27 protein-coding genes and 1 pseudogene are annotated in these 24,040 nt (G+C 70.8%); 13 read left to right on the forward strand and 15 right to left on the reverse strand.

The annotated features are described in order from the left end of the window. Positions 1–4 precede the first annotated feature (4 nt). The gene (locus tag ACFYXK_RS19135; protein WP_389412158.1) at positions 5–808 is read right to left on the reverse strand and encodes a PAS domain-containing protein; all 804 of its coding nucleotides are present in this window, start codon (positions 806–808) and stop codon (positions 5–7) included. 49 nt (positions 809–857) lie between these two features. Then, positions 858–1,706 (reverse strand): TauD/TfdA family dioxygenase, encoded by an 849-nt coding sequence (locus tag ACFYXK_RS19140; RefSeq protein ID WP_389412159.1) that lies wholly within the window; start codon positions 1,704–1,706, stop codon positions 858–860. A gap of 222 nt (positions 1,707–1,928) precedes the next feature. Between ACFYXK_RS19140 and ACFYXK_RS19145 the strand changes: the two genes are divergently transcribed. Beyond that, positions 1,929–2,345, forward strand: a complete 417-nt coding sequence (locus ACFYXK_RS19145; protein ID WP_389412160.1) for a RidA family protein — start codon at positions 1,929–1,931, stop codon at positions 2,343–2,345. Between the two features lie 1,253 nt (positions 2,346–3,598). Then, a complete protein-coding gene (locus tag ACFYXK_RS19150) occupies positions 3,599–3,892 on the forward strand; it encodes a hypothetical protein (protein WP_389412161.1) in 294 nt (97 codons plus the stop codon). 129 nt (positions 3,893–4,021) lie between these two features. Here ACFYXK_RS19150 and ACFYXK_RS19155 read toward each other — a convergent pair whose 3' ends face one another. Continuing rightward, a complete protein-coding gene (locus tag ACFYXK_RS19155) occupies positions 4,022–4,486 on the reverse strand; it encodes a hypothetical protein (RefSeq protein WP_389412162.1) in 465 nt (154 codons plus the stop codon). Between the two features lie 316 nt (positions 4,487–4,802). On the opposite strand from ACFYXK_RS19155, the gene ACFYXK_RS19160 reads away from it, so the two are divergent. Both ACFYXK_RS19160 and ACFYXK_RS19165 read left to right on the forward strand, forming a co-directional pair. Further along, positions 4,803–5,690, forward strand: a complete 888-nt coding sequence (locus ACFYXK_RS19160) for an SDR family NAD(P)-dependent oxidoreductase (protein ID WP_389412163.1) — start codon at positions 4,803–4,805, stop codon at positions 5,688–5,690. Next, complete coding sequence (locus tag ACFYXK_RS19165) at positions 5,687–6,679, forward strand: 3-oxoacyl-ACP synthase III family protein (RefSeq protein ID WP_389412164.1); 993 nt, start codon at positions 5,687–5,689, stop codon at positions 6,677–6,679. The genes ACFYXK_RS19160 and ACFYXK_RS19165 overlap by 4 nt, the downstream gene beginning before the upstream one ends. 244 nt (positions 6,680–6,923) lie before the next feature. Here the strand turns inward: ACFYXK_RS19165 and ACFYXK_RS19170 are convergent, their stop codons facing one another. Then, the gene (locus ACFYXK_RS19170; protein WP_389412165.1) at positions 6,924–7,199 is read right to left on the reverse strand and encodes an isoamylase early set domain-containing protein; all 276 of its coding nucleotides are present in this window, start codon (positions 7,197–7,199) and stop codon (positions 6,924–6,926) included. 634 nt (positions 7,200–7,833) lie between these two features. Here ACFYXK_RS19170 and ACFYXK_RS19175 point away from each other — a divergent pair. The 5 genes from ACFYXK_RS19175 (at position 7,834) to ACFYXK_RS19195 (ending at position 12,538) form a co-directional block, all read left to right on the forward strand. Next, on the forward strand, positions 7,834–8,967 hold the full coding sequence (locus ACFYXK_RS19175; RefSeq protein ID WP_389412166.1) for an LCP family protein: 1,134 nt from the start codon (positions 7,834–7,836) through the stop codon (positions 8,965–8,967). A 75-nt stretch (positions 8,968–9,042) separates the two neighbouring features. Then, a complete protein-coding gene (locus ACFYXK_RS19180; RefSeq protein WP_389412167.1) occupies positions 9,043–10,410 on the forward strand; it encodes a mycothione reductase in 1,368 nt (455 codons plus the stop codon). A 142-nt stretch (positions 10,411–10,552) separates the two neighbouring features. Beyond that, complete coding sequence (locus ACFYXK_RS19185) at positions 10,553–11,041, forward strand: flavin reductase family protein (RefSeq protein WP_389412168.1); 489 nt, start codon at positions 10,553–10,555, stop codon at positions 11,039–11,041. A 150-nt stretch (positions 11,042–11,191) separates the two neighbouring features. Continuing rightward, a complete protein-coding gene (locus ACFYXK_RS19190) occupies positions 11,192–11,620 on the forward strand; it encodes an HAD family hydrolase (protein WP_389412169.1) in 429 nt (142 codons plus the stop codon). 201 nt (positions 11,621–11,821) lie between these two features. Then, positions 11,822–12,538, forward strand: a complete 717-nt coding sequence (locus ACFYXK_RS19195) for a collagen binding domain-containing protein (protein WP_389412170.1) — start codon at positions 11,822–11,824, stop codon at positions 12,536–12,538. Between the two features lie 72 nt (positions 12,539–12,610). On the opposite strand, the gene ACFYXK_RS19200 is transcribed toward ACFYXK_RS19195, so the two are convergent. The 3 genes and pseudogenes from ACFYXK_RS19200 to ACFYXK_RS19210 form a co-directional block, all read right to left on the reverse strand. Continuing rightward, positions 12,611–13,438, reverse strand: coding sequence for a ribonuclease BN (locus ACFYXK_RS19200; protein WP_389412171.1), 828 nt, complete (start codon positions 13,436–13,438; stop codon positions 12,611–12,613). A 170-nt stretch (positions 13,439–13,608) separates the two neighbouring features. Continuing rightward, positions 13,609–13,830, reverse strand: a pseudogene (locus ACFYXK_RS19205) (carboxylate--amine ligase); the annotation flags it as partial. 278 nt (positions 13,831–14,108) lie between these two features. Continuing rightward, positions 14,109–14,282: a CsbD family protein gene (locus tag ACFYXK_RS19210; RefSeq protein WP_389412172.1), complete on the reverse strand. Its 174-nt coding sequence runs from the start codon at positions 14,280–14,282 to the stop codon at positions 14,109–14,111. Positions 14,283–14,437: 155 nt separating this feature from the next. Between ACFYXK_RS19210 and ACFYXK_RS19215 the strand changes: the two genes are divergently transcribed. Continuing rightward, on the forward strand, positions 14,438–14,887 hold the full coding sequence (locus ACFYXK_RS19215) for a CBS domain-containing protein (RefSeq protein ID WP_389412173.1): 450 nt from the start codon (positions 14,438–14,440) through the stop codon (positions 14,885–14,887). A gap of 394 nt (positions 14,888–15,281) precedes the next feature. Next, on the forward strand, positions 15,282–15,692 hold the full coding sequence (locus ACFYXK_RS19220) for a DUF5133 domain-containing protein (protein ID WP_389412174.1): 411 nt from the start codon (positions 15,282–15,284) through the stop codon (positions 15,690–15,692). A 36-nt stretch (positions 15,693–15,728) separates the two neighbouring features. On the opposite strand, the gene ACFYXK_RS19225 is transcribed toward ACFYXK_RS19220, so the two are convergent. The 5 genes from ACFYXK_RS19225 to ACFYXK_RS19245 all read right to left on the reverse strand — a co-directional run bounded on the left by ACFYXK_RS19225 (position 15,729) and on the right by ACFYXK_RS19245 (position 18,788). Then, the gene (locus tag ACFYXK_RS19225; RefSeq protein ID WP_389412175.1) at positions 15,729–16,301 is read right to left on the reverse strand and encodes a hypothetical protein; all 573 of its coding nucleotides are present in this window, start codon (positions 16,299–16,301) and stop codon (positions 15,729–15,731) included. Between the two features lie 72 nt (positions 16,302–16,373). Further along, positions 16,374–17,570 carry a cytochrome P450 gene (locus tag ACFYXK_RS19230; protein ID WP_389412176.1) on the reverse strand — a complete coding sequence of 399 codons (1,197 nt, stop codon included), beginning with the start codon at positions 17,568–17,570 and terminating at the stop codon, positions 16,374–16,376. 234 nt (positions 17,571–17,804) lie between these two features. Further along, entirely contained in the window at positions 17,805–17,978 is a 174-nt protein-coding gene (locus ACFYXK_RS19235; protein WP_389412177.1) for a CsbD family protein, read from the reverse strand. Between the two features lie 83 nt (positions 17,979–18,061). Then, positions 18,062–18,205 (reverse strand): hypothetical protein, encoded by a 144-nt coding sequence (locus ACFYXK_RS19240; RefSeq protein ID WP_389412178.1) that lies wholly within the window; start codon positions 18,203–18,205, stop codon positions 18,062–18,064. Between the two features lie 394 nt (positions 18,206–18,599). Next, positions 18,600–18,788 (reverse strand): hypothetical protein, encoded by a 189-nt coding sequence (locus ACFYXK_RS19245; protein WP_389412179.1) that lies wholly within the window; start codon positions 18,786–18,788, stop codon positions 18,600–18,602. 181 nt (positions 18,789–18,969) lie between these two features. Between ACFYXK_RS19245 and ACFYXK_RS19250 the strand changes: the two genes are divergently transcribed. Further along, the gene (locus ACFYXK_RS19250; RefSeq protein ID WP_389412180.1) at positions 18,970–20,064 is read left to right on the forward strand and encodes a mechanosensitive ion channel family protein; all 1,095 of its coding nucleotides are present in this window, start codon (positions 18,970–18,972) and stop codon (positions 20,062–20,064) included. Between the two features lie 314 nt (positions 20,065–20,378). On the opposite strand, the gene ACFYXK_RS19255 is transcribed toward ACFYXK_RS19250, so the two are convergent. Further along, positions 20,379–21,338 carry a hypothetical protein gene (locus ACFYXK_RS19255; RefSeq protein WP_389412181.1) on the reverse strand — a complete coding sequence of 320 codons (960 nt, stop codon included), beginning with the start codon at positions 21,336–21,338 and terminating at the stop codon, positions 20,379–20,381. A 203-nt stretch (positions 21,339–21,541) separates the two neighbouring features. Continuing rightward, positions 21,542–22,144: a hypothetical protein gene (locus ACFYXK_RS19260; protein ID WP_389412182.1), complete on the reverse strand. Its 603-nt coding sequence runs from the start codon at positions 22,142–22,144 to the stop codon at positions 21,542–21,544. A gap of 104 nt (positions 22,145–22,248) precedes the next feature. Here ACFYXK_RS19260 and ACFYXK_RS19265 point away from each other — a divergent pair, with 104 nt between their 5' ends. Then, complete coding sequence (locus tag ACFYXK_RS19265; RefSeq protein WP_389412183.1) at positions 22,249–23,286, forward strand: hypothetical protein; 1,038 nt, start codon at positions 22,249–22,251, stop codon at positions 23,284–23,286. Positions 23,287–23,328: 42 nt separating this feature from the next. Here ACFYXK_RS19265 and ACFYXK_RS19270 read toward each other — a convergent pair whose 3' ends face one another. Beyond that, positions 23,329–23,997 (reverse strand): TetR/AcrR family transcriptional regulator, encoded by a 669-nt coding sequence (locus tag ACFYXK_RS19270; RefSeq protein WP_389412184.1) that lies wholly within the window; start codon positions 23,995–23,997, stop codon positions 23,329–23,331. Between the last annotated feature and the right edge of the window lie 43 nt (positions 23,998–24,040).

Here is a 24,040-nt window from a genome sequence, read left to right on the forward strand (position 1 = left end):
GTCCCTACTGGTCCGTAACGGCGAAGACCTGGGTTCCCCATCCGCCCGGGGTGGCCACCATGTGCTGCGCCAGGTCCCGCAGCTCGCCCGACTCCGGCGACATCCGCCCGATGTCGATGTTGACGCACATGAACGCGACCAGCCCGAGAGTTCTGTCTTCCAGCGGTATGGTGGTCGCCTTGACGATTTGTCCGGTAGCGGGCTGCCGCAGCTTGTAAGCGACCTTGGGTCCCGTCCAGCGGCGCCCGTATGCCCGTACGACATCCTCACCGAAAACCGAGACCGGGTCACCTTCCCGGCGGCCGGTGATGGAATTCCTGATCGTGTGGATGGAGTTCAGTGGGTCTCGGGTGTCATGGAGGACGAACTCGATCGGCAGTCCGCTGAAGGTCTCCCCGAGGGCGTCGGTTATCTTGCCGAACTGACGCAGTATGTATTCGCGCTGCTCGCCCAGCTGTTTGGGTTCGACCAGGTGCCGGTACCGGCGGCGGTAGCGTCGGCGCACCCGATCGATCGCGAGGGCCGCAGGGGGAGAAATGGCATTCCTGTTGCGCTCGGCCAAGTACAGAAGGTCGATGGCGGCTCGAGGCTCTCGATTTTTCAACAGGTAATTGCAGGCTGCGATGACCTCGGCCATGTCGAGATGGATTTTTCCGTCCGCGCCGACCCTGACCGGATAGTTTTCCAGTTCGGCCAGCGGACGCCCCCGCAAGATCGTTTCAGAGGGTGGTCGCCACGCAGTCATGGCCATGGTTACGAGAACGCCCACCACGGCGCCGATCGTCGTGCTCAGGATTTCGGTGAGCATGAGCTATCCCCTTGGGCTTCCGGTGACACGTGAGTTGGTGAGGTGCAGGCTAAGGTCGTGCGAAAAGTATTCGAACCAGGCAGCGCCGCCTATCGGCGCCTGAGAATTGAGATCGCCCGTGGAGGACCAGGTCGTCGTTGATGACGAGCAGTTCGCCGGGCCGAAGACTGTGGTTGAGCTGAACTTCGGGACGCATGATCGCCGCGTCCAGAGCGTCGAGGGCCCCGACCTCGGAGGGTGACAGCGGCACACCCGTGATCTCGGCCGCCATTTCGATGCGCTGACGGTTCCAGTGAACCTTCACGTCGGCACGGCTGAGGTCGAATACAGGTGCAAAGAATACGGGGGCACCTCCGGCCGGGGTGACGTGTGTGCGTTCGAACGCGAACGGGCGACAGAGGCGTTCAAAATGCTGGGGATGTTCTCGCCGCACGATGTTCATCACGGTGAGAGTGCTGACGAGCGTGGTGCGGCCACCTTCGGCTGCGGCCTCGACGCAGAGCAGTGACGATATGTAGATCTGGTGCCCGTAAGGCTCCATTGCGCCGTCGTTGTGAATGTCGATCGCGTCTCGCGATTTCGAGGTGTAGACGCCTTGCTGAAACCTTCCGTTCGAGCGGAAGCGATCGACTCCCTCATAGCGGACAAGCCACTTCAGGGACGAGCCGGCGGGCGGCCCTTGACGCAGGGGCCGGCCCAGACGGCTCAAGAGATCCATGGCGACCTCGGCGGAGCCCTCGGGGTCGAGCGGGTCCACCGAGAGGCCCGTCACGATGGCGAAGCCGAAGTGGATGTTCAACTGGTCGGATATTTGGCGAGCGACAGATCCGTGATCGTTTTTATACGGAATGGGGAGATCGATGGAAGATTTTGCCTGTTCTGCCAGCCAATCGCGCACGGATCCTGCTCCTTGTCTCATCGATCTGCAGACGTCTGCCGAAGTGATCTCTCTGCCCTGGGGTACACGTGAGATGACGCCGGGCATGACTTTTCCGTTGCCGGCTCGGGGTCGTCTCTTCGGCGGTAGACTCCACGCTCGGCGGACCCCATGCAGGCGGCGATATCTCGTGACCTGCCCGCCCCCGTCGCTGAATTGATCCACTCGATTGGAAGATCGCCGATGCGTGCGAAGTTCGATCACCCAGGCGCTCCCTCCCCTTGCCAGCCATTGCCTCCCCTCCCGCTGGGCCCTTACTCCCCTACCGTTACCGCCGGAGGGTTCGTATTCGTCTCAGCCCAAGCGGGAGTGGATCCGGTAACCGGAGAGATCCCGTCAGGGGGATTCGACCAGGAATGCAAACAAGCATTTGTGAATCTGCTGCAGGCAGTTGCTTCTGCGGGTGCATCGGCGCGTGACGTGGTGAAAGCCACCGTGCTGTTCTCGGACGCAGAGGACTTTCCGACGGTGAACGCGGTGTTCGCCGAGTTCTTCCCCGACCATCCGCCGGCCAGAACGGCGGCCGTCGTGCAGCTGATGGGTGACAAGCGGATTGCAGTCGATGCGATCGCCGTAGCCTCCGGTGACGGGACGGCATAGCGAGAAGGCTCGGGTAGGGCGCCATCGCGCGGCGACGTACACCGGAAGGTGCACGGCGGTTCACGCCCGACGGGCGCTCCGGCGGCCGGTGCGCGCTGCTCCCACGGGCGGGAGTCTGCCGAGGGAGGATCTCATCGGCCTCGGGGGCAGTGGATCCGTTCGGTTGCAGGGGCCGCCGGATCGGAGCCGCGGGTTGGTATGCAACTGCGTCTGCATGCAAGCGAGTTACCCCGACATGCTGATCGTCGAACTATGAGTTTCCGGCGAAGTGGCAAGCCCGATCAGGGGTGCTGTGGGGGTGGCGTCCGTTCCTGGTGAGCCGGCACTGAGGCCGGGGACCTCGTGAGTCGTTTCCTGTCTCTGATTCTGGGTCTCGCCTGACGTGACCTTCCCAGCTGACATCCGCAGCTGCCCTGGCCAGTTGGACAGCTCGACCCGGCGTGGCTCGTCCGAGGCCGCGCCGGGCCATCCCTCGGCGGGGCCGAGCAAATGCCGACTTGAGCAGCTTGACGTGCCGTCCGGGTGGATTCCGCCGGCAGATCCCGGCCGTCGACGAAGGGACGTACCTCCGCCCACTGCTCGATCACGGGGAGGTGCTGCGGTGTGACGAACCGCCGGGCTCTGGGCAATTGCCGTGCAAGGGTCCCGCCATGACGCCGAAGCCCACTCTGACGGAACGCCGCTCCCCTCGGGTGGTGCTGGATGCCGACGGCGAGCTCGATGAGTGGCGGCAGCGCATCGCCCGGCACTTCGTCTTCCTCCTGGACCACACGGCACCCGCCGGTTTCACGGAGACGGCGGCTCGCGGCAAGGCGAGCACGCCCGGCCGGCTTCACCATGAGCCGCGCCGAATACAGCAAGGGCTTCTCTTCCTGAAGGGTCGCTCGCAGCCGGGTAGGCGGCTGAGGCCGCCGCGACAGCCGCGGATGTAGAGGCCCAGCATTGCGCGTAGGACGCCGCGATGTCGTGGTGGTCAGTCAGCTCGCTTCGGTTCTGCCGGGGCTCGAGGCCTCGTTGTGGTGTGGCAGCCGGCGATGTCGCCTTGCCGTAGCGGGCGGATGTGGGTGACGGTCACCGGCCGCTCAGGGTTGCTCTGCGTCCGCGCCGCGTACGTCGATCTCGACCCCCTGGGGTTGCGGCCGGAAGCGATGGCCGTCGGCTTGATCTCTTGGCGGACTGTTTGTTGGCAACGCCGGTGCCAGCGGGTTCCTCCTGCCCCTGTCGCGTACGATCGCCGCGACGAGGGGGAGAGCATGGAGGACGTTTTCGATCTGAGTGGAACGCCGCCGCAGGGCTGGATGCATGCCCTTTTCGGTGCCGGGCCCTACGGTGATGACGTCGGCCGGTGTGTGCCCGGCCCGCCTGCGCCGGAGACTGTTGCTGTTCCGCTTCCGGAGGGCGGTGAGTTCGTGTACCGGTTGGTCACGGTGGGCTCGTGGTCGGCGCCCGATGACCCGATCGCCGTCTACAACGACACCGGACCGGTGCCCGCGCCGCCTCTGTCGGAGCAGGAGAAGTTCTGGCTCAGCCGTCGTGCCGACCGGTAGGTCGAGCATGTCGAACGGTCAACCGGCGGGCCAGCTCACGGTACCGATGCCGGGCTCTGTCCGGGGGCGAGTCCGAGGGGGCCTTCGGCGGCACCACCGGTTGAAGGATCGACGGTCCGCCGAGGCGCGTCAGTTTGTCGTGCCTCCGGAGACCCGTACGTTTGCGAGGTCGTTCTCCTTGAAGCGGATGTCGACGTGCATGAGGTCGGCGCGACCGTCGCCGTCCACATCGACATCGGGGTAGGAGCAGAGATCGGCTTCCAGGCAGTCGCGGTTGACCTTCGCGTCTGGGTAAGCGGCGTGTAGCCACGCTTCCGCCTCCGCACGCGTGACCTCGAAGTCCATGTGGTACCAGGTGGACTGCCACTGGCCCTTCGTGCATCGCTTGTCCCGCGCGGTCTCGGGGGGCTGGTTGGTATGGAGGAAGCGGATGGCTTGGCCGCACGAGACAGGCGCCTTTCCGTCCATTTCCAAGCTGGCGCCGTACAGCCACCAGCCCATGCACGTCAGCACGGTGACGACAGCTCCGCTCGTGAGCCAGATCGCAATCTTTGTGCGTCGTGTGGACAAGGGAACCTCCTGGAAGATGATCACTGAACATGTTCAAAGATGCGTCTTGATCGTATTCGGTTCCATGTCGCCTCACATACACGCGATGTCTGCCCGGCAGAGTCGGGCAGTCGGCATCCACCCGGGGCTGCGCAGCCGCACACCAAGAGGCCTCCGCCATCGAGATGACCAGGGAGCAGCGCGGTGCAAGCGCCCGCGCCTGGCGCCGGGCCACATCTTTGGTGAGGGGCTGTCGTTGTGCCTGGTGAAGGGGCGCGGCCGGCCGGCCGCGGCGTTTGCTGTCGTGCGGTGAAGGGGTGTGGGGGCGTTGGTGGCGGGGTCGGATGGGCGGAGTGTGCTGGTGACGGGGGCGACGGGTGGGTTCGGCCGGGTGATTGTGTTTCGTCTCGCGGCCGCGGGCTGGGACGTGGTCGCCGGAGCACGCGATATGGACAAGGCCCGCAACCTCGTAGCGGAGGCTGCTGAGCGGGGCCTGGCCCTGCGCACGGTGCGGCTGGACGTCGCCTGCGAGCAGTCCTGTCGCCAGGCGCTGGAGGAGTCGGCCGAGATGACCGGTGACGGCCCGTGGGCCCTGGTCAACAACGCCGGCGTTCCGCAGGCGGGCGCGGTCGCCGATGTCGATGACGAACAGGCCCGGCGTCTGCTGGAGGTGAACCTGCTGGGTCCGGCCCGGCTGTGCCGGATGGTTCTGCCGGGCATGGCCGCCCGGGGCGGCGGCCGGATCGTCAACATCTCCTCCGGGCTGGGCCGGGTGCCGTGGCCGATGGGTGCCTGGTACAGCGCGGGCAAGCACGCCCTCTCCGCCCTCACCCACTGCCTGCGCGTAGAGGCGGCCCACCTGGGCATCCGCGTCAGCCTGGTCGAACCCGGCGCGTTCGCCACTCCCATGCTCAGCCGCGCCCTGGACGACCTCGAGACCGTGCGCAACCCCGCGAACCCCGGCTACACCGCCACCACACGCCTGTTCACCGCCGTGGACCGGCGCGTACCCGGTCCCGAACCGGTGGCACGAACCGTCGAGACCTGCCTGACGGCCCGTCGGCCACGCCCCCGCTACGTCGTCGGCCGCGACGCCCGTCTCCTGGTCCCGCTCCACACCCTGCTGCCGCTGGCGTGGACCGACCGTCTCAAGCACGCGGTCACCGGCCTGCCCCGCACCCCCCAACCCGCCGCCCCGCCGGCGCCCCGGCCCGCAGAGCAGGCCGCGGCCGCCAAGGAGACGGCATGAGCCCCTACAGCCGCATCACTCATGCCGCAGTCCACCTGCCCGTCCGACGCCAGCGCGCCACCGAGATCGAACAACTCCTGCAGCGCCACAGCCCGTCCCTCAAACTCCCCGCCGGTCTCCTGCAGCGCACCTTCGGCTTCGAGCAGCGCACCGTCGCCGATCCCGGTGACCTGCCCTCCGACCTCGCCGCCCGCGCCGCCGCCCAGCTCCTTCACACCGCCCGCCTGGACACGGCCGACATCGACCTGCTCCTCTTCGCGGCCGTCAGCGCCGACGTCCGCGAACCCGCCAACGCCCACATCGTCGCGGCGAAGACGGGCCTGTCCTGCCCGGCCTTCGACATCGGCAATGCCTGCAACGGAGTCATCAACGCCGTCCAGGTCGCCGACGCCCTCATCCGCACCGGCCAGCACCGCCGCGTCCTGATCACCTGCGGGGAAACCCTCACCCGCCTCTCCCGCTGGAACCTCACCCGCGACCAGCTGCGCACCGGACTGACCTCGCTGACCGGAGCTGACCTGGGCGCCGCCCTTCTGGTGGAGGCCTCACCCGTCCCGGGCATCATCGGATCGGTGTTCCTCGCGAACTCCGCGGGATGGCATGCCGCAACCCTCTACGACCCCCACCACGCCCCGGACTGGCCTCAGGGCCTTCACGTCGACTCGGAAGCGCTCCTGGGCTCCTTCGTCGACCTGGACGTCCAGGGGGCCCAGTGGCTCAAGGAACAGCACGTCGATGTCGGCGACCTCGATCTCGTCTGCGTCCACCAGCCGTCCGTGCCCTTCGTGGACACCTTCCGCACCCGCATGGGCATCGACACCGCGCAGATCATCCCCACCTTCCCGCACACCGGGAACGCCGCCGCCGCGACCCTGCCCCTCCAACTCGCCGACGCCGTCGGCCGTCGACGGCTGGCCCCGGGTGACACGGTCGCGCTGTTCGGACTGGCCAGCGGCGCCAGCGGCGCGGTGATGCTCCTGCGCTGGTGACACGCAGGCCTCGGGCCGGCGGTACCGTCCCTCGTGTCCGGGCAGGCGTCGTCGCGCGGGAGGCGGACGCAGCGGCGGCCCGTCGGCAGCGGCCGCGAGTCATCCGGCCGTACGGGGTTGAACTTTGGAGCATGGCCGGTGGGATGGCTCCGCCCGGTCGCCACGTCGCGGCCGATGGCGTCGAACGGACGACTACGAATAGACGTAGGCCGCCGAGCGCGGGCCGGGCTGGTGCGCTGCGGGCTCAGGTGTGGATGCGGCTGTTGGTGCCGTCGTGGTGGTCGGCGTGTTCGTCGTCGAACCAGTAGTCGCCGGCCGCGAGGTAGCGGAAGGAGTGGCTGGTGTGCGCGGGCAGGGACACCCGTGCCGCGCGGGTGCCGTCACCCCTGGACTCCATGGGGTGGGCGGCGGGGTTCCAGTGGTTGAAGTCCCCGACCACGCTGACCGGTCCCTCCGGGGAATCCGCGGGCAGGACGAAGGTGACCTGGGTCCGGTCCTTTACGCGCTTGCGTTCCAGCACAGTGTTCTCCTGCCGTGAAGAGGGTGGGCCCGTGCATCCTTGCCCTCGTACGGGTCGGCCGTGGTGGTGTACCGGCCGGCGCGCCGTGCGTGGCTCACCCGACCGGAACCGTCCCCGGGGCGGGAAGCGAGGTGCTCCCGGGCGCGTCGCGAGCCGAAGTCGGGCGGTCGCGCGTGCCGGTACGCGTTGGCGGGGCCCGGCCGGGGCTTCGTCGACCGGCCGGGCCCCGCGTACGTGGACCACTCGTTCCCCTGCCACCGTGCCACGCACGGGCCGGGGCCGCCCGCGCTGGGGCGGGCCGTGTAGGCCGGTCGGGCTACCAGCCCGGCACTGCCACGACAACCAGCGGCACATGGAGTGCGGGCCTCCGCGCGGTGGGTACCTGCCGGTTCGGCGGGCCCCGCGGCTGTGTAGTCCGGGACGCCGACAAGCGCTCGGCAGCGGGGACGTCCACCTCGTCACCCGCATGACGTACTCGGGGCCTCGGCCCCCGAGCGCCTGCCGCCATCCGGACGGATGATCGACACAGGTCGCAGTCGGTACCCGGCGGCCTCCCTCGGCGCCGTGAAGAGGTGACACAGCCGTGTCGGACAGGGCAGGCAGACGGGGCGCGGACGGCCCGGCAGGCGATGGCATGGCAAAGCCTCCGGCCCGGCGGCGCAGGCGCCGGCTGCTGCGCTGGATCGGTCTCGGCATGGCACTGCTGTTGCTGGTCGGGGCCGGGGCGGGCTGGTGGATCTACCGCAAGCTCGACGGCAACATCACAGCCGACGTTCCCGCGGCCTCCGAGCTGGGACGGCACGAGGCGGAGCGCCCGCCACCGGTCGTGCGCACGGCGCTGAACATCCTGCTCATCGGATCGGACTCGCGCGCGGGCCCGGGTAACGGCAGGTACGGACGGCGTCGGGAAACGGGGCGTTCGGACACCGCGATCCTGCTGCACGTGGCGGCGGACCGGAAGAGCGCGACGGCCGTCTCACTTCCCAGGGACCTGATGGTCGAGATCCCCTCCTGCCTGACGTCCGACGGAAGCCGCACCGAGGCGCAGTTCGCGCAGTTCAACTGGGCCTTCCAGTTCGGCGGCGCGGCCTGCTCGATCCGTACGGTCGAGAAGATGACCGGGATCCGGATCGACCACCACGTGGTGGTGGACTTCCAGGGATTCAAGAAGGTGGTCGACGCGGTCGGCGGGGTGGAGGTCTGCCTCGACGAGCCGGTGAACGATGCCAAGGCGAAGCTTCGGCTGCAGGCCGGACGCCAGACCCTCAACGGTGAGCAGGCGCTCGGTTACGTGCGGGCCCGCTACAGCCTGGGCAATGGCAGTGATACCGAACGGATGACCCGCCAGCAGCAGTTCCTCGCCTCACTCGTGAAGAAGGTGCAGAGCAACAGGGTGCTGTTCAACCCCGCCCGCCTGTACGCGGTACTGGACGCGGCCACGTCCGCCGTGACGACCGACCCGCAGCTCGCTTCCCTGCGCAGCCTGTACGAACTGGTCTTCACCATGCGAGACATCCCCGTGGCCGGGGTGCAGTTCCTGACCGTGCCCCGGCAGCCCTACCGCGCCAACCCGAACCGGGACGAACTGATCGATGTGGATGCCGCCCGGCTGTTCCAGCGGCTGCGCACGGACGAGCCGGTGGACGTGGTCCAGGCCGAGGCGGACCACGGCCGGCCGTCCGCAAAGCCGACCGTGGCCCCCACACCGTCCCCCACACCGGCCCCCGCCTTCACGGGCACCACTGCGGCTGCGCCGCCCTGCCGGTGAGTGGCGCCGGGCAGAGGCCGAGGTGACCAGCGCGCCGGCGCGCCGGCTTGGCAAAGGGCCTCGTAGGCTGGCCGGATGCGTCACCACGACCTCGTCGTCATCGGTGCAGGATCCGGCAACGCCGTCGTCGACGACTCGTTCGGCGATCTGGACGTGGCCATCGTCGAGGAGCGCTGGTTCGGCGGAACCTGCCTGAACGCCGGATGCATCCCGAGCAAGATGCTCGCCTACACCGCGCACGTCGCCCGGACCGTCCGGGGAGCCGGGGCGTACGACGTGGACGCCGAGCTGCGAGCGGTGCGCTGGCGCGAGGCGCGCGACCGGATCTTCACCCGGCTGGACGCCGAACGGGACGAAGGCCGCACGGGCCGCGAGCAACAGGACCGGGTCACCGTGTACGAGGGCAGCGCACGCTTCACCGGACCGAGGACCCTCCGCATCGACCGGGCGGACGGGGCCGTCGACGTCAGCGCCGCGCAGATCGTCGTCGCGGCGGGCGGCCGGCCCCTGGTCCCCGGGCCCGTCGCGGACGCGGGCCTGCCGTACGAGACGTCCGACAGCATCATGCGCATCGACGCGCCGCCCCGGCACCTGGCGATCCTCGGCGGCGGTTACATCGCCGCGGAACTGGCCGATGTGTTCGCCGAGACGGGGAGTTCCGTCACCGTCGTCGAGAAGGAAGAGCATCTCCTCGGCCCGCAGGACGAGACGGTCCGGGAGCGGTTCACCGAACTGGTCCGCTCCCGCTACGACCTCAGGCTCGGTCGGGAGGTCACGGCCGTGGGCGGCCGGCCGGGCGCGCTGCGGCTCGACCTGGACGACGGATCGACGGTCGAGGCGGACATGCTGCTCGTCGCCGTGGGCCGCGTCCCGAACAGCGACCGGCTGGACCTCGAAGCCGCCGCAATCGCCACCCACGACGACGGCCGAGTGATCGTCGACCGACATCAGCGCACCACGGCGGAAGGCGTCTTCGCGCTCGGGGACATCTGCTCGCCGGTGCCCCTCAAACACGTGGCCAACCGCGAGGCGGAGGTCGTGGCCCACAATCTCCGACACCCGGACGACCTGATCGCGGCCGACCACGAACTGGTGCCGGCGGCGGTGTTCACCCGGCCGCAGATCGCCTCGGTCGGCGCCACCGAGCAGAACTGCCGCGACAGGGGGTTGGACTACCTGGTGGGCACGGCCGGTTACGGCGATGTCGCCTACGGATGGGCGATGGAGGACAGCACCGGATTCTGCAAGGTACTCGCCGAGCCCGGCACCGGCCGTCTCCTCGGCGCCCACCTCATGGGCCCGCAGGCTCCCACCCTCATCCAGCCCCTCGTCCTGGCGGCGACCCTCGGCATCGACGCCACGACGCTCGTCAAATCCCCGTACTGGATCCACCCCGCGCTCACGGAGGTCGTGGAGAACGCCCTCCTCGACCTCGGTCTGTGAGCCCCGCCGACGAGCGACGTCAGGGCCGACCGGGCTCGGTCCGCCCGGCCCGGCCGGGGTGATGCAGCGCCGATGGGTACCGATCACCGCCCCGGGCAGCCGCCTGAGGGCCACTGGACGATTCGGAACACGAGGAGGCGCCGTGACGGAGCTGGACCCCTTCACCGACGGGCTCGACGGCCCGATGTACGTGGTCACCGCCGCGTCCGGCGGTGAGCGAGCCGGCTGCCTGGTGGGTTTCGCCTCGCAGTGCTCCATCGACCCGCCGAGGTTCGCCGTCTGGCTGTCGGTCGCCAACCACACCTACCGCGTCGCGTGTGAGGCCGAGTGCCTCACCGTGCACCTGCTCCACCGGGAGGAGCGGGCGCTGGCCGAACTCTTCGGAGGGGAGACGGGCGACCGGGTGGACAAGTTCGCGCGGGTCGCCTGGCGGCCGGGAGATTCAGGCACTCCGGTCCTGGAGCAGGTGCCCGTCTGGTTCACCGGGCGGATCGAAGGGAGGATCGAGGGCGGTGACCACGTGGGCTTTCTCCTGGCTCCCGTGGCAGTGTGCCCGCCGACCCAGGGCCCGCCGCCCGCACCGCTCCGGTACCGGGAGCTGCGCGACCTGGAGCCCGGCCACCCCGCCTGAGGCCAAGAGCCGCGGCTCCCCTCGCTCGCGCGGGCCGGCCGCGTTTCAACGGGCCCGAAGCGGTAAGGCGCCGGTCATGGTGTGCATCGGGTCGTGAACGAGGCCGGGTTCGGGCCCGAGCTCGGTTGCTGAGCCTTCCGGGAGACGGACATGAACCGCGCTGCGTTGTTCGATGCCGACGGCACCCTCGCCGATACCTATCACCTGCACGTGGTCTGCTGGTGGGAGGCCTTGCGGCAGGCGGGCCACGACGTCGCGATGCACGACATGCACCGCGCGATCGGACTGCCCGCGACGGCGAGCTCCGACGACGTGGACGAGGGCAAGCCCGCACCGGATCCGGTGCACCACGCCCTCGGCCTCGCCGACGCACCCGCGCAGGGCGCCGTAGTCGTCGGCGACACCGTCTGGGACATGCAGGCAGGCTCCCGGGCCGGCGTCGTGTGCGTGGGCCTGCTCTGCGGCGGCATCCCGCGGCGTGACCTCGAAGAGGCCGGAGCTCGAGCCGTCTACCGGCACCCCGCCGACCTGCTCGCGCACATCGACAACAGTCCGTTCGCGGACCGATCGGGGAAGTGAAACCGGGGCGCATCACCCTTCGCGGCGGGCAAGGTCTGGGACGGTGGCGCCGTCTCCGGCTGACGGCGGGCCTGTGGCGGTCTCCCGTGCACCGGCCGTGGCGTGCGACCCGAACCCGTTCGAGTGGTCGTACGGACGGAATGCCGTAGTACAGGAGTGTCGTCATCCCGCCCCGCCCACCCGGCTCGATCATGTCGTGGCATGGCACCTCATGAACTGCGCCGGACGTGGGCCTCGTGGCGCCCCTGGGCACTCGGGATGGCGACGGCCGCGCTGCTGGCCGCGACCCCCTCGTATGCTGCGACGGCGGAGCCGTTCCCGAACAAGGCTCCGATCAGCGACGACGGCACGGGCGCCGTGTGGTGCCCACCGGGCTACGGGGACTGGATCACCCCCCACAGCCAGCTGGCCTTCCACGGCGGGCTTTGGTGCCATCCGCACCACTGCGGGCATCGGTGCCGCCCGGTTCCCTGCCCCGGCGGCTCGCCCGGCTGTGGCGGACCCGGCCTGCCCGACACCGGTGCGATCACGGTGATCAAGGAGGACCAGAACACGGGCACCCCGCTGGCCGGTGCCGTCTTCCAGCTGTGGGAGGAGACCAACGGCATCCCGGGTCTCCAGACCGGCGGCGCCGACCCGGACGAGGAGATCGACGGTCCCTGCACCACCGGAGCCGACGGTGTGTGCTCCCGAACCATGCCGGTCGGCGTGTACTACTGGTTGGAGACTCAGGCTCCGCCCGGGTACGAACTGCCGCTGAACCCGGTGTTCGGCCCCCTGGTGTTGAGGCCGGAGAACGTCGACGAGGGCGTGACGGTCATTGCCGAGAACGCACCGGAACCCGGTGCCCTCAAAGCCCGTCACGTCGTCCGGGCCGCCCCACCGGCCCTCGGTGCAAGCCATGTCACGAGCGAGTGACGCATCCATTCCAACGGGGCACCGCGCTGCCCCGCCCTGCGCCCCGTACCAGGGTGTACGGCCGAGGGTTCCTCAGCGGCCACCGTCCGCGGGGTTCGCCCGGCGCAGCAGCTCGTCGTGGAGCAATCGGCCGGTGAGCGCGCCGCCGAACACGACGACGCCGATGGCGACGAGCCAGGACTGGATGACGAGGACGGTGCCGAAGGGCCCGTACGTCACGGCGCTGGAGGCGATCAGCGGTGAGAAGACGAGCCGGGAGAAGATCCGGAGCCCGAGCAGCCCGACCATGGTGGCCGCCGCCCCGGGGAACAGGGCGGTCCACCGGATCCGGCCGCCGAGCAGCAGCCGCTGGGACCACCAGAAGAACAGCATGCCGATCCCGAACGTCACGTAACCGCGGGCGGGGGAGTCGCGCCACGGCGGGGAGAACGCCGACAGGTAGAGGACGCCGACGAGTACGGCGAGCCACAGCACGTGCCGCCATCTGGCCCACCAGCGGGCCGGGGGAAGGTCCCAGATCCTTTCGTAGCCGTTCTGCAGCAGCGTGCCGAAGGACAGGCCGAACACGGCGAGCAGCGCGAGGCCGAACGCCGTCGTGGTCCGCCACGCCTGGCCGGGCAGGGCGAAGAGCCGCTCGATCTCGACCCGGGCGGCCGCCGACACTCCGAGTCCGTCCCCGAGCCATTGGGCGAACCCCCGCCCGCCGGCGGCGTCCGCCGCGCTGATGACGATCAGCAGCGGTACCAGCGTCAGGAACCCGAGCGCGGCGAACCCCAGCGCGCGGTGCCACAGGTCCACTTCCCGCACGCGCCCCCAGCGGCGACCCGCGCGGGCACGGCGGATCACGCTGCCCAGCCGCCCGAAGGGCGACATCCGTCCGGGCCGCTCAGAGGCGGGCATCGCGACAGGGCCCCCGCGGGCGCCGACGCCCCGGTCGGCACTGCAGGGTTCTCGTTGCCGGGCGTGGCGGTCCGGATGCGGAGTCCGGGAGTGATGTGACGAGCATGGCCGCTCCAGCTTCTGCTGTTCCCACGGTGGGTCGCCCCGGGCGGGCTCCACCGTTTGGGCCGCTCTGGTCCGGGCTCAGGAGAGGGAGTGGGTCCGTCCAGACCTGACCGGCCGGCCCGCCAGGCCGCCAGCCTGAGGAGGTTCGTGCCGATGCGGGCGGGCGGCTCCCCGTCGCGCCAGGCCCGGGCAGCGGTCTCGACCAGGGCGCGGACCACGGCGGCGAGGAGCACGGGCGTCGATGCTTCGAGGCATACGTCCGCCACCCTGATCTCCACGGTGGGGTAGGAGGCCGGCGAGGTGGCGATGGCCGCCACGCGCGCGCCGGCGGATGCGGCGTGCCGGCGTGCCGCGTCGCGGCAGCGGGTGATCTCGTCCTGGAGTTCACCCATGTCTGGCACCGGCTAGGTGGCGAACTCCACCTGCTCCTTTCGCATCCGCCGCAGTCCATCGCCTCCGCGTTCAGGCATCGGTCTGGGCGCGCCTGCTGTCCGGGCCGAGGCCCCGCGCCCGCCGTGAGCCCGGGACGGGAACACGACGGGAACACGACGGCCACCTCGGCGGGTCAGCCCTTGAAGACGTCCTTGATCTTCTCCTTGGCCTGGCGGGCGTCGCCCTTCGCCTTCTCGGCGCGGCCCTCAGCGGTCAGGCTTTCGTTGCCCACCGCACGGCCGGCCGTCTCCTTGAGCTTGCCCTTGGCCTGCTCGGCCTTGGCCCGGCTCTTCTCCTTCTTCGACACAGCTGATCACTCCCTCGGGAGATGGGGACAAACCGTACGTGCTGCTTCTGACCGCGATTCCGGTTGCCAAACCAGCGGGCTCCGGGTCCCGCGCTTACAGCGCACGTGGGCGGGTAGGCGCCCGCCGAAGATCCGTTCCAGCAGCGGGAGGATCGATGACCCGACGAGTGCACGAGGTGATGACCGACCATCCGGTGACGGTCGAGCCCCTGACCTCACTGGCGGAGGCCGCGCGGGTGATGCGGGACGCCGGCATCGGGGACGTCTTGGTGGTGGACCAGGGCCGGCTCCGCGGCATCCTTACCGACCGGGACCTCGTCGTCCGCGCGGTGGCGGAAGGCCGGGACCCCGCCGAAACGACGGTGCGGGCGATATGCAGCACCGATCCGCTCACGGTCGGGCCCGACGACCTCGTCGACCGGGCCGTGGACCTGATGCGTCGGCACGCGCTGCGGCGTCTCCCGGTGGAGACCGAGAACGGGGAACTCGTCGGCATCGTCACCCTGGGCGATCTGGAGGTCGAACGGGACCCGGGGTCGCCGCTCGCTTCCATCGCGGCGGCGGAAGGCAGCATCGCGGCGGCGGAGGGCAGCGCCGAGCGATAGGCATGGGATCCCCCGGGATTGCTCCGCCACGGCCTGCGCCTGCACGCTTCCGGTACGCGCATGCCCGCGGAGGCGGCAGGTGTGGCCGGTCCGGTCAACGCGCCCGGCACGGTGCGCTCTCCCGTCCTTCGGCGTGCACGGCCTGCCCGCCCGTGTGGAACCGGGCGCATGCCGGTACGAAGGGGCGGCGCGCCATGCTTACGACCAGTGGAGCCGTGGGAATACCTTCCATGCGCGTGTCTGCGCGTTCTCCTGCCTTGGATTGAAGGGGTCTCGTATGCCTCCAGTGGGAAGTCCGTCCCCGCCCCCGTCCCCGCCTCCGCCCGCCGCAGTCGATTCCTCCGGCGGACCTCGTTCCGGTGCTCCGGCGATCGCGCGGGCGGTAGGGATGCTGATGGCCGCGACGCCGTGCACGGCCCGTGACGCGCGGCGGATCCTCGAGGTCGCCGCCGATCTCGCGCACACCACTCCCGACGCACTGGCCACCGCCATGGTGGCCGGGACCCGCGGCACACCCGTTCCCGTGCACGTGGAGCGGGCGCTGCACCGTGCGATGGATGCGGGACGCATCCCCGTACCGAGTGTGAGGCGGGGGAGCGTTCTCACTCCGGCCCGGGCCAGGGCCGAAGAGGTCCTGACGCGGTTGCGCGGCTGCCAGGCCCGCCTCGCCGCCGCGCCCGATGACCCGGCGGCCCTGCGGGCCATGGACGACGCCGGCTACACCCTGTGCGTCCTCATGGGCAGAGCCACCGTGCACGAGGCCGTCCTGGCAGCGGAGGCGCGCCTGTTCTCGTCGGCCCCGTAGCGGCGGCCGGAGCGGTTCACCCCGCGTGCACGGGCCCTACCGGTGCCCGGCCGCCGGACGGAGGGGTCCACCGGGCGCACGCGCCGGGGCCGTCACTTCGAGTTCCGCCGCGAAGACCTCGGCCGCGCGACGTCGGCGCAGGTCGTCCAAGGTGCGGACCTGTGTGTCCGCGCGGGCGAGGAGACGGTCGAGGTCGGGGGCGTCGAGGCGGTCGTCGGTCGAGGTGAGTTCGCGTAGTGCCCGCCAGCACGCGGCCTTGCCCTCGACGCCCAGGAGCATCATCTCGAGTTCGACGACATCGCTGAGCGGGGAGCGGCGCACGAGGTTCCCGTTCGGCTTGAGCCGCCCCGCTGTCTCGCCGATCCTCCCCACGACCTCGCGTACGCGTCGTACGGGGACGTCGATGTCGCGCATGACGCGGCGCAGGCTCTGCTGGTCCTCCTCGATCTGCTCCGCCAGCTTCGCAAGCTCCGGGCCTCCGTCCGTGCGGCGGTGCCGCTTGGCGAGTCGCCGGGCGAGGCGTACGCCGGCACCCGAGCCGGTGAGGTGATCGTTCAGGTACACGGTGAGGAACGGCCTTGGCGCTGCCGGGAACTTGATGTCGCGCATGGTGAAACCTCCGGTCGGCGCGTGCCCTTGGCGCGGTGGGACAAACATCGCAGCGGTCCGGACCTGTGCTCCCTACGGGCGCAGGATCAGCTCGAAGCCGCTGCGGGGCAGGGTCGGGATGCGCGACAGGGGGATCGCCAGGTCCTGCTCGGGGACGTCGAAGTCGAGGCGGGCCAGTTCCGTCGCGATGACCGCGAGGGCGCTCACGGTGATGTCCTCCCCGGGGCACCGGTGACCGTGGGCGGGGTCGCCGCCGCCCTGGGCGACCAGGAGGTCGAGCGGGCTGTGCGGGCCGGTGAAGCGGTGCGGGTCGAACCGGTACGGGTTGGTCCACAGGGCGGGATCGTGGTTCTGGCCGTAGAGGTCGAGCAGGATCAGGGTGTCCTTCGCGATTTCCTCGCCCCGCCAGGTCAGGTCGCGGGCCGCGAGGCCTCCCACGAAGGGGGCGAACGGGTAGAAGCGCCGCACCTCGTGGGCGAACGCGACGGCGTAGCCGCCGTCGGTGCCGGAGCGCAGCAGTTCGCGGTGGTGGGGCCAGCGGTGCAGGGCGTGGGCGGCGAAGGTGGCGAGCCACGCGATCGCGATCGTGGGCCGGATGACGTTCAGCAGTTCGACGGCGGCGATCCGCGGGTCGAGGAGATCGCCCTCGGCGTCACGGTGCCGGGCCACGGCGCCGAGTGCGGATCCCTCGGTCACCGCGTCGGCCCGCGTTGCGCGGACGTCGGTGACGAGTTTCGCGAGGGCCTGCTCCTGCCGGGCCCGGGCCCGGTGGGCGCGGACGTGGCGAGGCCCGGGGGACGCGAAGCCGTCCACCATGGCCGTGCAGTCACGGGACAGGTCCGTGATCGCTGTGTCGGCCAGGGGGAGGCCCGCCCAGTCGCACACGGCCAGGGCGAGGGACTCGGCGGCGGTGTCGAACAGGACTTGGCGCTCCCACGGCCGACCGGTCACGGCCGCCAGGAAACGCCCCCGGACGAGCGCGCCCAGTGCCGCCACACCGTCCGCGTCCTTGAGGAGCGAGAGGAACATGGCCTTGCGGACCCGGTGTGCCCGGCCGTCGAGGGTATGGACGGCGCCGTGCCCGAACAGGGTGTCCAGAACGGGGTCCGGCAGTGCAGCGGCCCGTACGACATGGTCCTCGTCGTAGAAGAAGGCGACCGCTTCCGGACCGCGCAGCGCGATCGTCGGCCGGCCCAGCAGGTGGGTTCTGACCGTGCCGTCCGCGGCGACCCGCATACGGTCGGGAAGCCACGCGTAGCCCTGTGTCATCAGGGCGAGCGTGCTGTCGTGCCAGGGTGCTACGGGATGTCTCAAAAGGGTCATGTCCTGCGCCTGCCCGATAGGGCGTGCCGCACACAACGACCACAGGGGCCGTCGGCTTCGGCTGGGTCGGAGGCCTTCGGAGTGTTCGTCTCCGGTGCCGGTCGGTGCGGGCGGACGTGCCGCGGTCCCGAGCCCTTGACGGGTTCGGGACCGAGGCGCGCTCTCTGCGCAGCGGTCAGGTCACCGCTTGAAGATGTCCTTCATCTTCTCCTTGGCCTGGCGGGCATCGCCCTTCGCCCCTTCGGCGCGGCCTTCGGCGGTCAGCCGCTCGTTGCCCACCAGGCGGCCGGCCGTTTCCTTGAGCTTGCCCTTTGCCTGCTCGGCCTTGGCCTTGCCCTTTTCGTCCTGCGACACAGCTGATCACTCCCTGGGGGTTCGGGGACTGCCTTGCTCTTCGCGTCTGACCGCGTTCGTGGCCGCCAAACGTCGGCATCCGGTCAGACGGGATGGGCGTCGGTGACCTCATCGGAGTGCTCGTCGACCTTGCCGATGCCGCCGTCGAGCGCCTCGACCCCATAGCCGGTGAGGTCGCCCGCGAGGTAGGCGACGCCGACGCGGTAGGACCGGACGTTCTCCGTCATGCGAAACACGTCGACCCACTCCGAGAAGAAGTCCCCTCGGACCGTTTGGATCGACGGAAACCGGCCAGAAGCTTGGTCACGGGAGTCTGCGACGGTGAGCGGCGCGGGTTCCCCGGCGGACCCGGGCCGCGTGGTGGCACCCCCCGCCATCACGCGGCCGGGCTCCTGCGCATTCCGGGCCGGTGCCACGGCTCTTCACGACCAGGCCTCGGCCTGTCGCCCCGTTCGGTCCCCCCTCAGCGCCCGGCGGCCGGGTCGTCCCCGCTCAGAGGTCGGCCCGGGTCGGGCGGTGCCGTGGGGCGAGGCCTGACGGGGGACACGCTCCATCCGGCGAACGCCACGCCGAGCAGCAGCACCACAGCTGCGGCCACGGGCAGGAGCGGCATCCGTGGGGTCAGCGCCTACGGCCCCGGCCCCGTCCGCGGGCCGCCCACCCGTGGCCGGTGCCTGCGACGTGGAGCGCGAGCGCGGCGAGACCGATCAGCATGAAGTTGGTCGAGCTGAACGCTTCGTTGGTGCTGATGGTGGCGGCGTTGATCAGGAACGCGATGAAGAACAGCACTGCGGCGGTGATGCCCAGCATGTCCATGCCCCTTTCGGCGGATGGCGGCCGTGTTCCCCGGGCGGGCCGGAACATGAGTGGCTGCTCCAGCAGCACTTCGCTGTGCTGCGGAGAACGGAAGCCAACCCGAACCTCCTGTGTCAGCTCCCTCCCAGCGGGCAAGGGCGTGAACGTCCATGTCGCCTACATCCGTCGAGGAGATATGAACAGCGCTCTTCGTGTGCTGACCGTCCTGGGCGGCTCCCTCCTGCTCACCTTCGCGGCCGGTTGGGTCGTCGACCTGCTGCTGCGCCGGGCCGACGCGCGCCACCCCGAGACGCCCCTGTGGAACCTGCTGCGCCGGTGCCGGCGCGCCCTGCTGATCGTGCTGTTCGCCGCGCTGCTCAGGGGTGCCTACCGGCAGATCGCGTGGCCACCGCTGCACGACCACGCCGCCGCCGTGGGCCGGGCGCTCTCCCTCACCCTGATCGGCGCAGGGGCCTGGCTGCTGGTGGCCGTGGCCTCCGCCGTCGTCGAGTCGGGGTACGCCCGCTACGCCACCTCCACCCGCGACCCGGCCCGACTGCGCCGCGTCCGCACCCAGGTGACCCTGATCATGCGGGTGGTGACGGTCCTCGTGGCCGTCATCGCCGTCGCCGCGATGCTCGTCACCTTCCCGAGCTTCCGCGCGCTCGGCACCTCCGTGCTGGCCTCCGCCGGAATCATCGGAATCGTGGCCGGCGTCGCCGCCCAGTCCGCCCTCGGAAACCTCTTCGCGGGCTTCCAGATCGCCTTCGGCGACATGGTGCGCATCGGCGACACGGTCGTCGTCGCGGGCGAGTGGGGGGTGGTCGAGGACATCACCCTCACCTTCCTCGCCGTACGCACCTGGGACGAACGCCGCATCACCATGCCCGTTTCGTACTTCACCACCCGCCCCTTCGAGAACTGGTCGCGCGGCGGCATCCAGATGACCGGCACAGTCTTCCTCCACTGCGACCACCGCGCACCCGTGGACCTCATGCGCGACAAGGCCGAGGAGATCCTGCACAACTGCAAGGAGTGGGACGGCCGCGGCTGGGATCTCGTCGTCACCGAGACGACGCCCTCCACCATCGTGGTGAGGGTCATCGTCACGGCCAAGGACCCCGACGACCTGTGGACGGCGCGCTGCACCGTACGGGAGCAACTGGTCGCCTGGCTCGCGGAGAAGCACCCGGATGCCCTGCCGCGCCTCGTGCTGGACCAGGCATCGGCGCCGGTGCCGGGACAGGCGCCCGCGCCGGACGCCGCCGGAGCCGCGCGCGCCCGGCCGTAGGCGGCGGGGGTCAACCGCGCCTCCCCGTGCGGGTGCGATCCCGGCACTCCGGGGAAAGCTTGGCACGCGGTCGTCGGGACACAAGCGGAGCATGCTGAAGACGCCCCCCCCGATCCTGCCCGGCGCCGCAGCGGCGCTCGCTGCTGAGGCCGGAGATCCAGCAGTACTTCATCGAGCGCAACGTCGAGGGGCGCCCCTTCGACCACGACACCCGCAGCATCGTGCAAGACCTGCAAGGACCAGCGGTCCGCCGGCTGAGCCCGTGACGAGAGGCTGAGCCCTCGTCCGCGGCAACCGGCCAGGCGGTCGGGCCGTCAACGCCCCAGCGCGGCACGGACCGTCAGGCCGTGGTGGCGGCGCAGTCGGTGCATCTCCCACCAGGACAGGGCCGTGACGGTGATGGGGGCGCCGAGGATGAAGACCGCCCGGGCGCCCGCCGGGACCTGCGGGTACGCGCCTGTGACCACATCGAGGAGGGCCATCTCCCACACCAGGATGCCGGCGAGGATCGGCGGCACCACCTCGTGGATGTCGGCGGTACGGAAGACGTGCACGAGCGACAGGCCGATGCCGTAGAGAGCGAAACCGATCGACCACAGGCACAGCACCCCGATGACGATCTTTCCCGGCAGCCCGACAGCGTCCCGGAGCCCCGCCAACTCCGGCGCCATTGCGAGCGCCGAGGTGCCCATGGACGCCATGATGGCCACCACCGCGCCGAGCGAGCGAAGGGCCCGTCGCAGGTAGAGGCGCCGCAACCCGCCCCGCGCGGCTGCCACGAACGCGCCGACCACCACGGGGAAGGTGCACACCAGCACCAGGACGCTGGACCAGCTCTGGTCGAGGCGATCGTCCGCCACGGCCTTGACGTCGTCGGCGCTGACGACGGCGTTGTAGGTGACCATCAGGCCCACCCAGGCCGCGAGCCCCAGCACGGTACGCCACAGCTGGAGCTTGCGGACCTCCGGATCGTGCACCATCCCCGGACGCGAAGGGCGGAACGCCAACTGGGCGGCGTAGAACGGGTTGTAGAGGCCGCGCAGGATCTTCCGCCCCCGCGACGGCTCGACGCGCGACGGCGGAACCGGCGGAGGGGCCCAGGCGTACGGATACCCCTGCGGCGGGACCGGCTGCGCGTACGGATACCCCGGCGGCGGGGCGTGCGGGGGTCCCGGCGGCGGGACCGGAGGGCCCTGGCCCGCCCACCCCGCCGGCGGCCGACTGCCCGCGCCGCCCGCCGGACCGCCGTACCCGCTCCCGCCGTAACCGCTCACGCCGCGCACCCCCGCTGTTCTGCCCTGCCGAACCCACGCATCGTAGTCGCCGCGAACCCACGAAGCGGGCCACCGGCGGCTCGTGACGGAGCGACACCCCGGCGGCGGATCCGCCGTAGCAACGGCCGTCCAGGACCCGACGCCGACGATCGGCGGGCGGGCGGCCCTGATCGTCGGGACGCTGACGCATGATCGAACGAGCCCTAGTACGGGCTGCTGCGAACGTACACGCTGCCGTGGTGGCGCGGGCGGTCGCCGCGTTCGTGCGCCGCGTCGGAGCGGTCGGCGGGGGCCGAGCGGTCGGCCAGGACCCGGAGGGTCGCCAGGCCGGCCAGCACCTCGTCACGGCGCGACGCGGACTTCATCCAGGCCGGCAGCCGGGCGAACATCCCCCTCGTCGGGGAGGCGTGACGCTCGCGCAGCCGGGCGCCCACGTAGGCGGCGAGGGCGTCGACGTGCTCCTCGTCGTAGGCCCACAGGATCCGCCCGGCACAGCGGGTCTGGAGCCAGAGCGGCTGCCGGAAGAAGGGGTCCTCGGTGCCGCCCGGTACTGCGCCGACCAGAGCGGTACCCCGCTGCTCGGCCGTCCAGTCGGCGACCGCACCGCAGCCGGCGCAGGTCAGGCGGCGCGGCCGGAAGAGCAGGTCGCTGAAGTACCCCGGCGCCGCGAGGTCGGGCCGAGGCACGACGAGCGCGCGGCCACCGCACCTCGGGCAGACCACGAGCACCCGGCCGGTGAATCGGGGTAGCCACGTGCCGTGGTCGTGGTGGCGGATCGGCTCGGGGTGCACGGGCTTGGAGCTCATGACGGACACCCTGCCAGGCCCGCCCCACCCTCGGCGACCGGGAATCGAAGGGCACGGGAGGGGCACCCGGTCGCCCCGGAGGCCGGCTGTCTAGTCTCGGCTGCATGACGAGGACGACACCGCCGCGCCCCCTCGACGTCGAGGCGCTCTTCCCGGAACTGGCCGGGCACCGCGCCACGACCACCCGCCTGCACCCGCGGCCGGGCACTCCGGACCTGTCGCAGAGCTCGGTGGGAGGGCCCATGCTGTGGCCGGCGGACGAGCCGTGGCCCGTCTGCAGGGAGGCCCACGGCCGAGGCCGCGGACGGCGCATCGGGGACATCCGCCGGGAACGCCGGATCTGGGCGGCAGCGCGGGCGAGACAGCCGTACGAGGGTCTCACCGACGACGAGCGGCAGCTCGTGGCGATGCTCGGCCGCAAGCACCGCGTGTCCGGCATGAGTGACACCAACCCGCTGCCCATGCTCGGCGTCGCGCAGTTCTACCGCCGGGACCTCCCCGATCTGCCGGCCGGGCCGGACGGATGCGACCTGCTCCAACTGTTCTGGTGCCCCTTCGACGCCCATGGCCCCACCCGGTACGGCATGCTGCTCGACCTGCGCTGGCGCAACTCGGCGGAGGTCGGCGAGGTGCTGGCCGAGCCGCCGCGGCCGCCGGTCGTCGGTTATGAGGGGTACGTGCCCGAGCCGTGCGTGCTGCACCCGGAGCAGGTGGTGACGTATCCGTTCGCCGGGCTCCTGCCCGAGGAGCTGTGCGCCCGGATCGACGCATGGGAGGAGGCTCTGGAAGAGGCGGCCGAGGAGGACGACGAGAACGAGGCCGGCGCGGCCGAACTGCCCGGCTACCAGTACGACCTGTCGATCCCGCCCGGCTGGCGCGTCGGCGGTTTCGCCTCCTGGCACCTCACCGACCCCTCCCCGATGGACTGCCACGCCTGCGCGACGCCGATGCACCTCCTGCTGACGGTCGACACGTCCGAATGGGACGGAGGCAGCAAGAGCTGGGCACCCGTGGAGGAACGAGGCCTGCCCCCGAGGCAGGCGGCCGAACCGACCGGAGTAGTCGTGGGCAACCACGGCGAGGTCAACGTCTTCGCCTGCCCCGCCGACCCCGGACATCCGCACCGCTGGAGCATCCAGTAGGGCGTAGAGCCAGGGGTGCCTCATCGGCGACGGGAGGATCGTCTAGCGGGCGGTGAGGAGGCCGTTCACCAGAGCTCGGAGCCCGTCCAGGTAGGTGTCCTCGCCGGTCAGCGGTGCCCAGCGGTCCGCGACCTGTGCCAACCGGGGCAGCTCGCCCGGGTCGAGATCGCCGAAGACTTGCTCCCGGTAGGTTGCACGGTCATCGTCTGCGCGTCGCCGGGCCGCCGTCGCCCGGACCACGATCTCTCCAGCGGTGTAGTACCAGATCGCACGATAGCCGTGCACGGCCCGCTCGGGGGACAGTCCGCATTCGACCAGCCCGTCGACGATCTGCTCGACGAACCACAGCGCGGACGTGGACATCAGGTCATCGGCCGTCAGTACCTCCACGATCCAGGGACAGGCGGCGAGCGCCTCGTGGATCGCGGCGGCGGCGACGACGATCCGCTCGCGAGGGCGCTCGGGCAGTTCGGGTCGGCGCAGCGCCCGCGCGGCGTAGTCGTCCAGCAGCAGGACGAGCAGTTCTTCCTTGTTGCGGACGTGGTGGTACAGCGCCATCGGCGTACTGCCGATCTCCGCGGCCAGCCGCCGCATGGTCAGCCGGTCCACGCCTTCCTCGGTCACGATCCGGCGGGCCGTCCCGATGACCTCCTCGCGGGAGATGCGGGGAGGTCGCCCGAGGGCTTTGCGGGGTGCGGACGGTTGCGGCATGCCCAACATCATCCCCCAGGTGTCGACAGCGACGACCCCTGAG

The sequence above is a fragment of the Streptomyces sp. NPDC002209 genome (assembly GCF_042890265.1).
In the GTDB taxonomy this organism is placed as follows: Bacteria; Actinomycetota; Actinomycetes; order Streptomycetales; family Streptomycetaceae; genus Streptomyces.

What these genes read in the sequence shown, in the direction of transcription:
- ACFYXK_RS19200 (WP_389412171.1), bottom strand. Translation starts at nt 13,438, where the DNA reads ATGCCCGCCTCTGAGCGGCCCGGACGGATGTCGCCCTTCGGGCGGCTG.
- ACFYXK_RS19265 (WP_389412183.1), top strand. Translation starts at nt 22,249, where the DNA reads ATGACGAGGACGACACCGCCGCGCCCCCTCGACGTCGAGGCGCTCTTC.
- ACFYXK_RS19180 (WP_389412167.1), top strand. Translation starts at nt 9,043, where the DNA reads ATGCGTCACCACGACCTCGTCGTCATCGGTGCAGGATCCGGCAACGCC.
- ACFYXK_RS19270 (WP_389412184.1), bottom strand. Translation starts at nt 23,997, where the DNA reads ATGCCGCAACCGTCCGCACCCCGCAAAGCCCTCGGGCGACCTCCCCGC.
- ACFYXK_RS19260 (WP_389412182.1), bottom strand. Translation starts at nt 22,144, where the DNA reads ATGAGCTCCAAGCCCGTGCACCCCGAGCCGATCCGCCACCACGACCAC.
- ACFYXK_RS19135 (WP_389412158.1), bottom strand. Translation starts at nt 808, where the DNA reads ATGCTCACCGAAATCCTGAGCACGACGATCGGCGCCGTGGTGGGCGTT.
- ACFYXK_RS19175 (WP_389412166.1), top strand. Translation starts at nt 7,834, where the DNA reads ATGGCAAAGCCTCCGGCCCGGCGGCGCAGGCGCCGGCTGCTGCGCTGG.
- ACFYXK_RS19230 (WP_389412176.1), bottom strand. Translation starts at nt 17,570, where the DNA reads ATGACACAGGGCTACGCGTGGCTTCCCGACCGTATGCGGGTCGCCGCG.
- ACFYXK_RS19165 (WP_389412164.1), top strand. Translation starts at nt 5,687, where the DNA reads ATGAGCCCCTACAGCCGCATCACTCATGCCGCAGTCCACCTGCCCGTC.
- ACFYXK_RS19220 (WP_389412174.1), top strand. Translation starts at nt 15,282, where the DNA reads ATGGCCGCGACGCCGTGCACGGCCCGTGACGCGCGGCGGATCCTCGAG.
- ACFYXK_RS19245 (WP_389412179.1), bottom strand. Translation starts at nt 18,788, where the DNA reads ATGCTGGGCATCACCGCCGCAGTGCTGTTCTTCATCGCGTTCCTGATC.
- ACFYXK_RS19250 (WP_389412180.1), top strand. Translation starts at nt 18,970, where the DNA reads ATGAACAGCGCTCTTCGTGTGCTGACCGTCCTGGGCGGCTCCCTCCTG.
- ACFYXK_RS19215 (WP_389412173.1), top strand. Translation starts at nt 14,438, where the DNA reads ATGACCCGACGAGTGCACGAGGTGATGACCGACCATCCGGTGACGGTC.
- ACFYXK_RS19195 (WP_389412170.1), top strand. Translation starts at nt 11,822, where the DNA reads ATGGCACCTCATGAACTGCGCCGGACGTGGGCCTCGTGGCGCCCCTGG.
- ACFYXK_RS19150 (WP_389412161.1), top strand. Translation starts at nt 3,599, where the DNA reads ATGGAGGACGTTTTCGATCTGAGTGGAACGCCGCCGCAGGGCTGGATG.
- ACFYXK_RS19240 (WP_389412178.1), bottom strand. Translation starts at nt 18,205, where the DNA reads ATGACGGAGAACGTCCGGTCCTACCGCGTCGGCGTCGCCTACCTCGCG.
- ACFYXK_RS19145 (WP_389412160.1), top strand. Translation starts at nt 1,929, where the DNA reads ATGCGTGCGAAGTTCGATCACCCAGGCGCTCCCTCCCCTTGCCAGCCA.
- ACFYXK_RS19190 (WP_389412169.1), top strand. Translation starts at nt 11,192, where the DNA reads ATGAACCGCGCTGCGTTGTTCGATGCCGACGGCACCCTCGCCGATACC.
- ACFYXK_RS19225 (WP_389412175.1), bottom strand. Translation starts at nt 16,301, where the DNA reads ATGCGCGACATCAAGTTCCCGGCAGCGCCAAGGCCGTTCCTCACCGTG.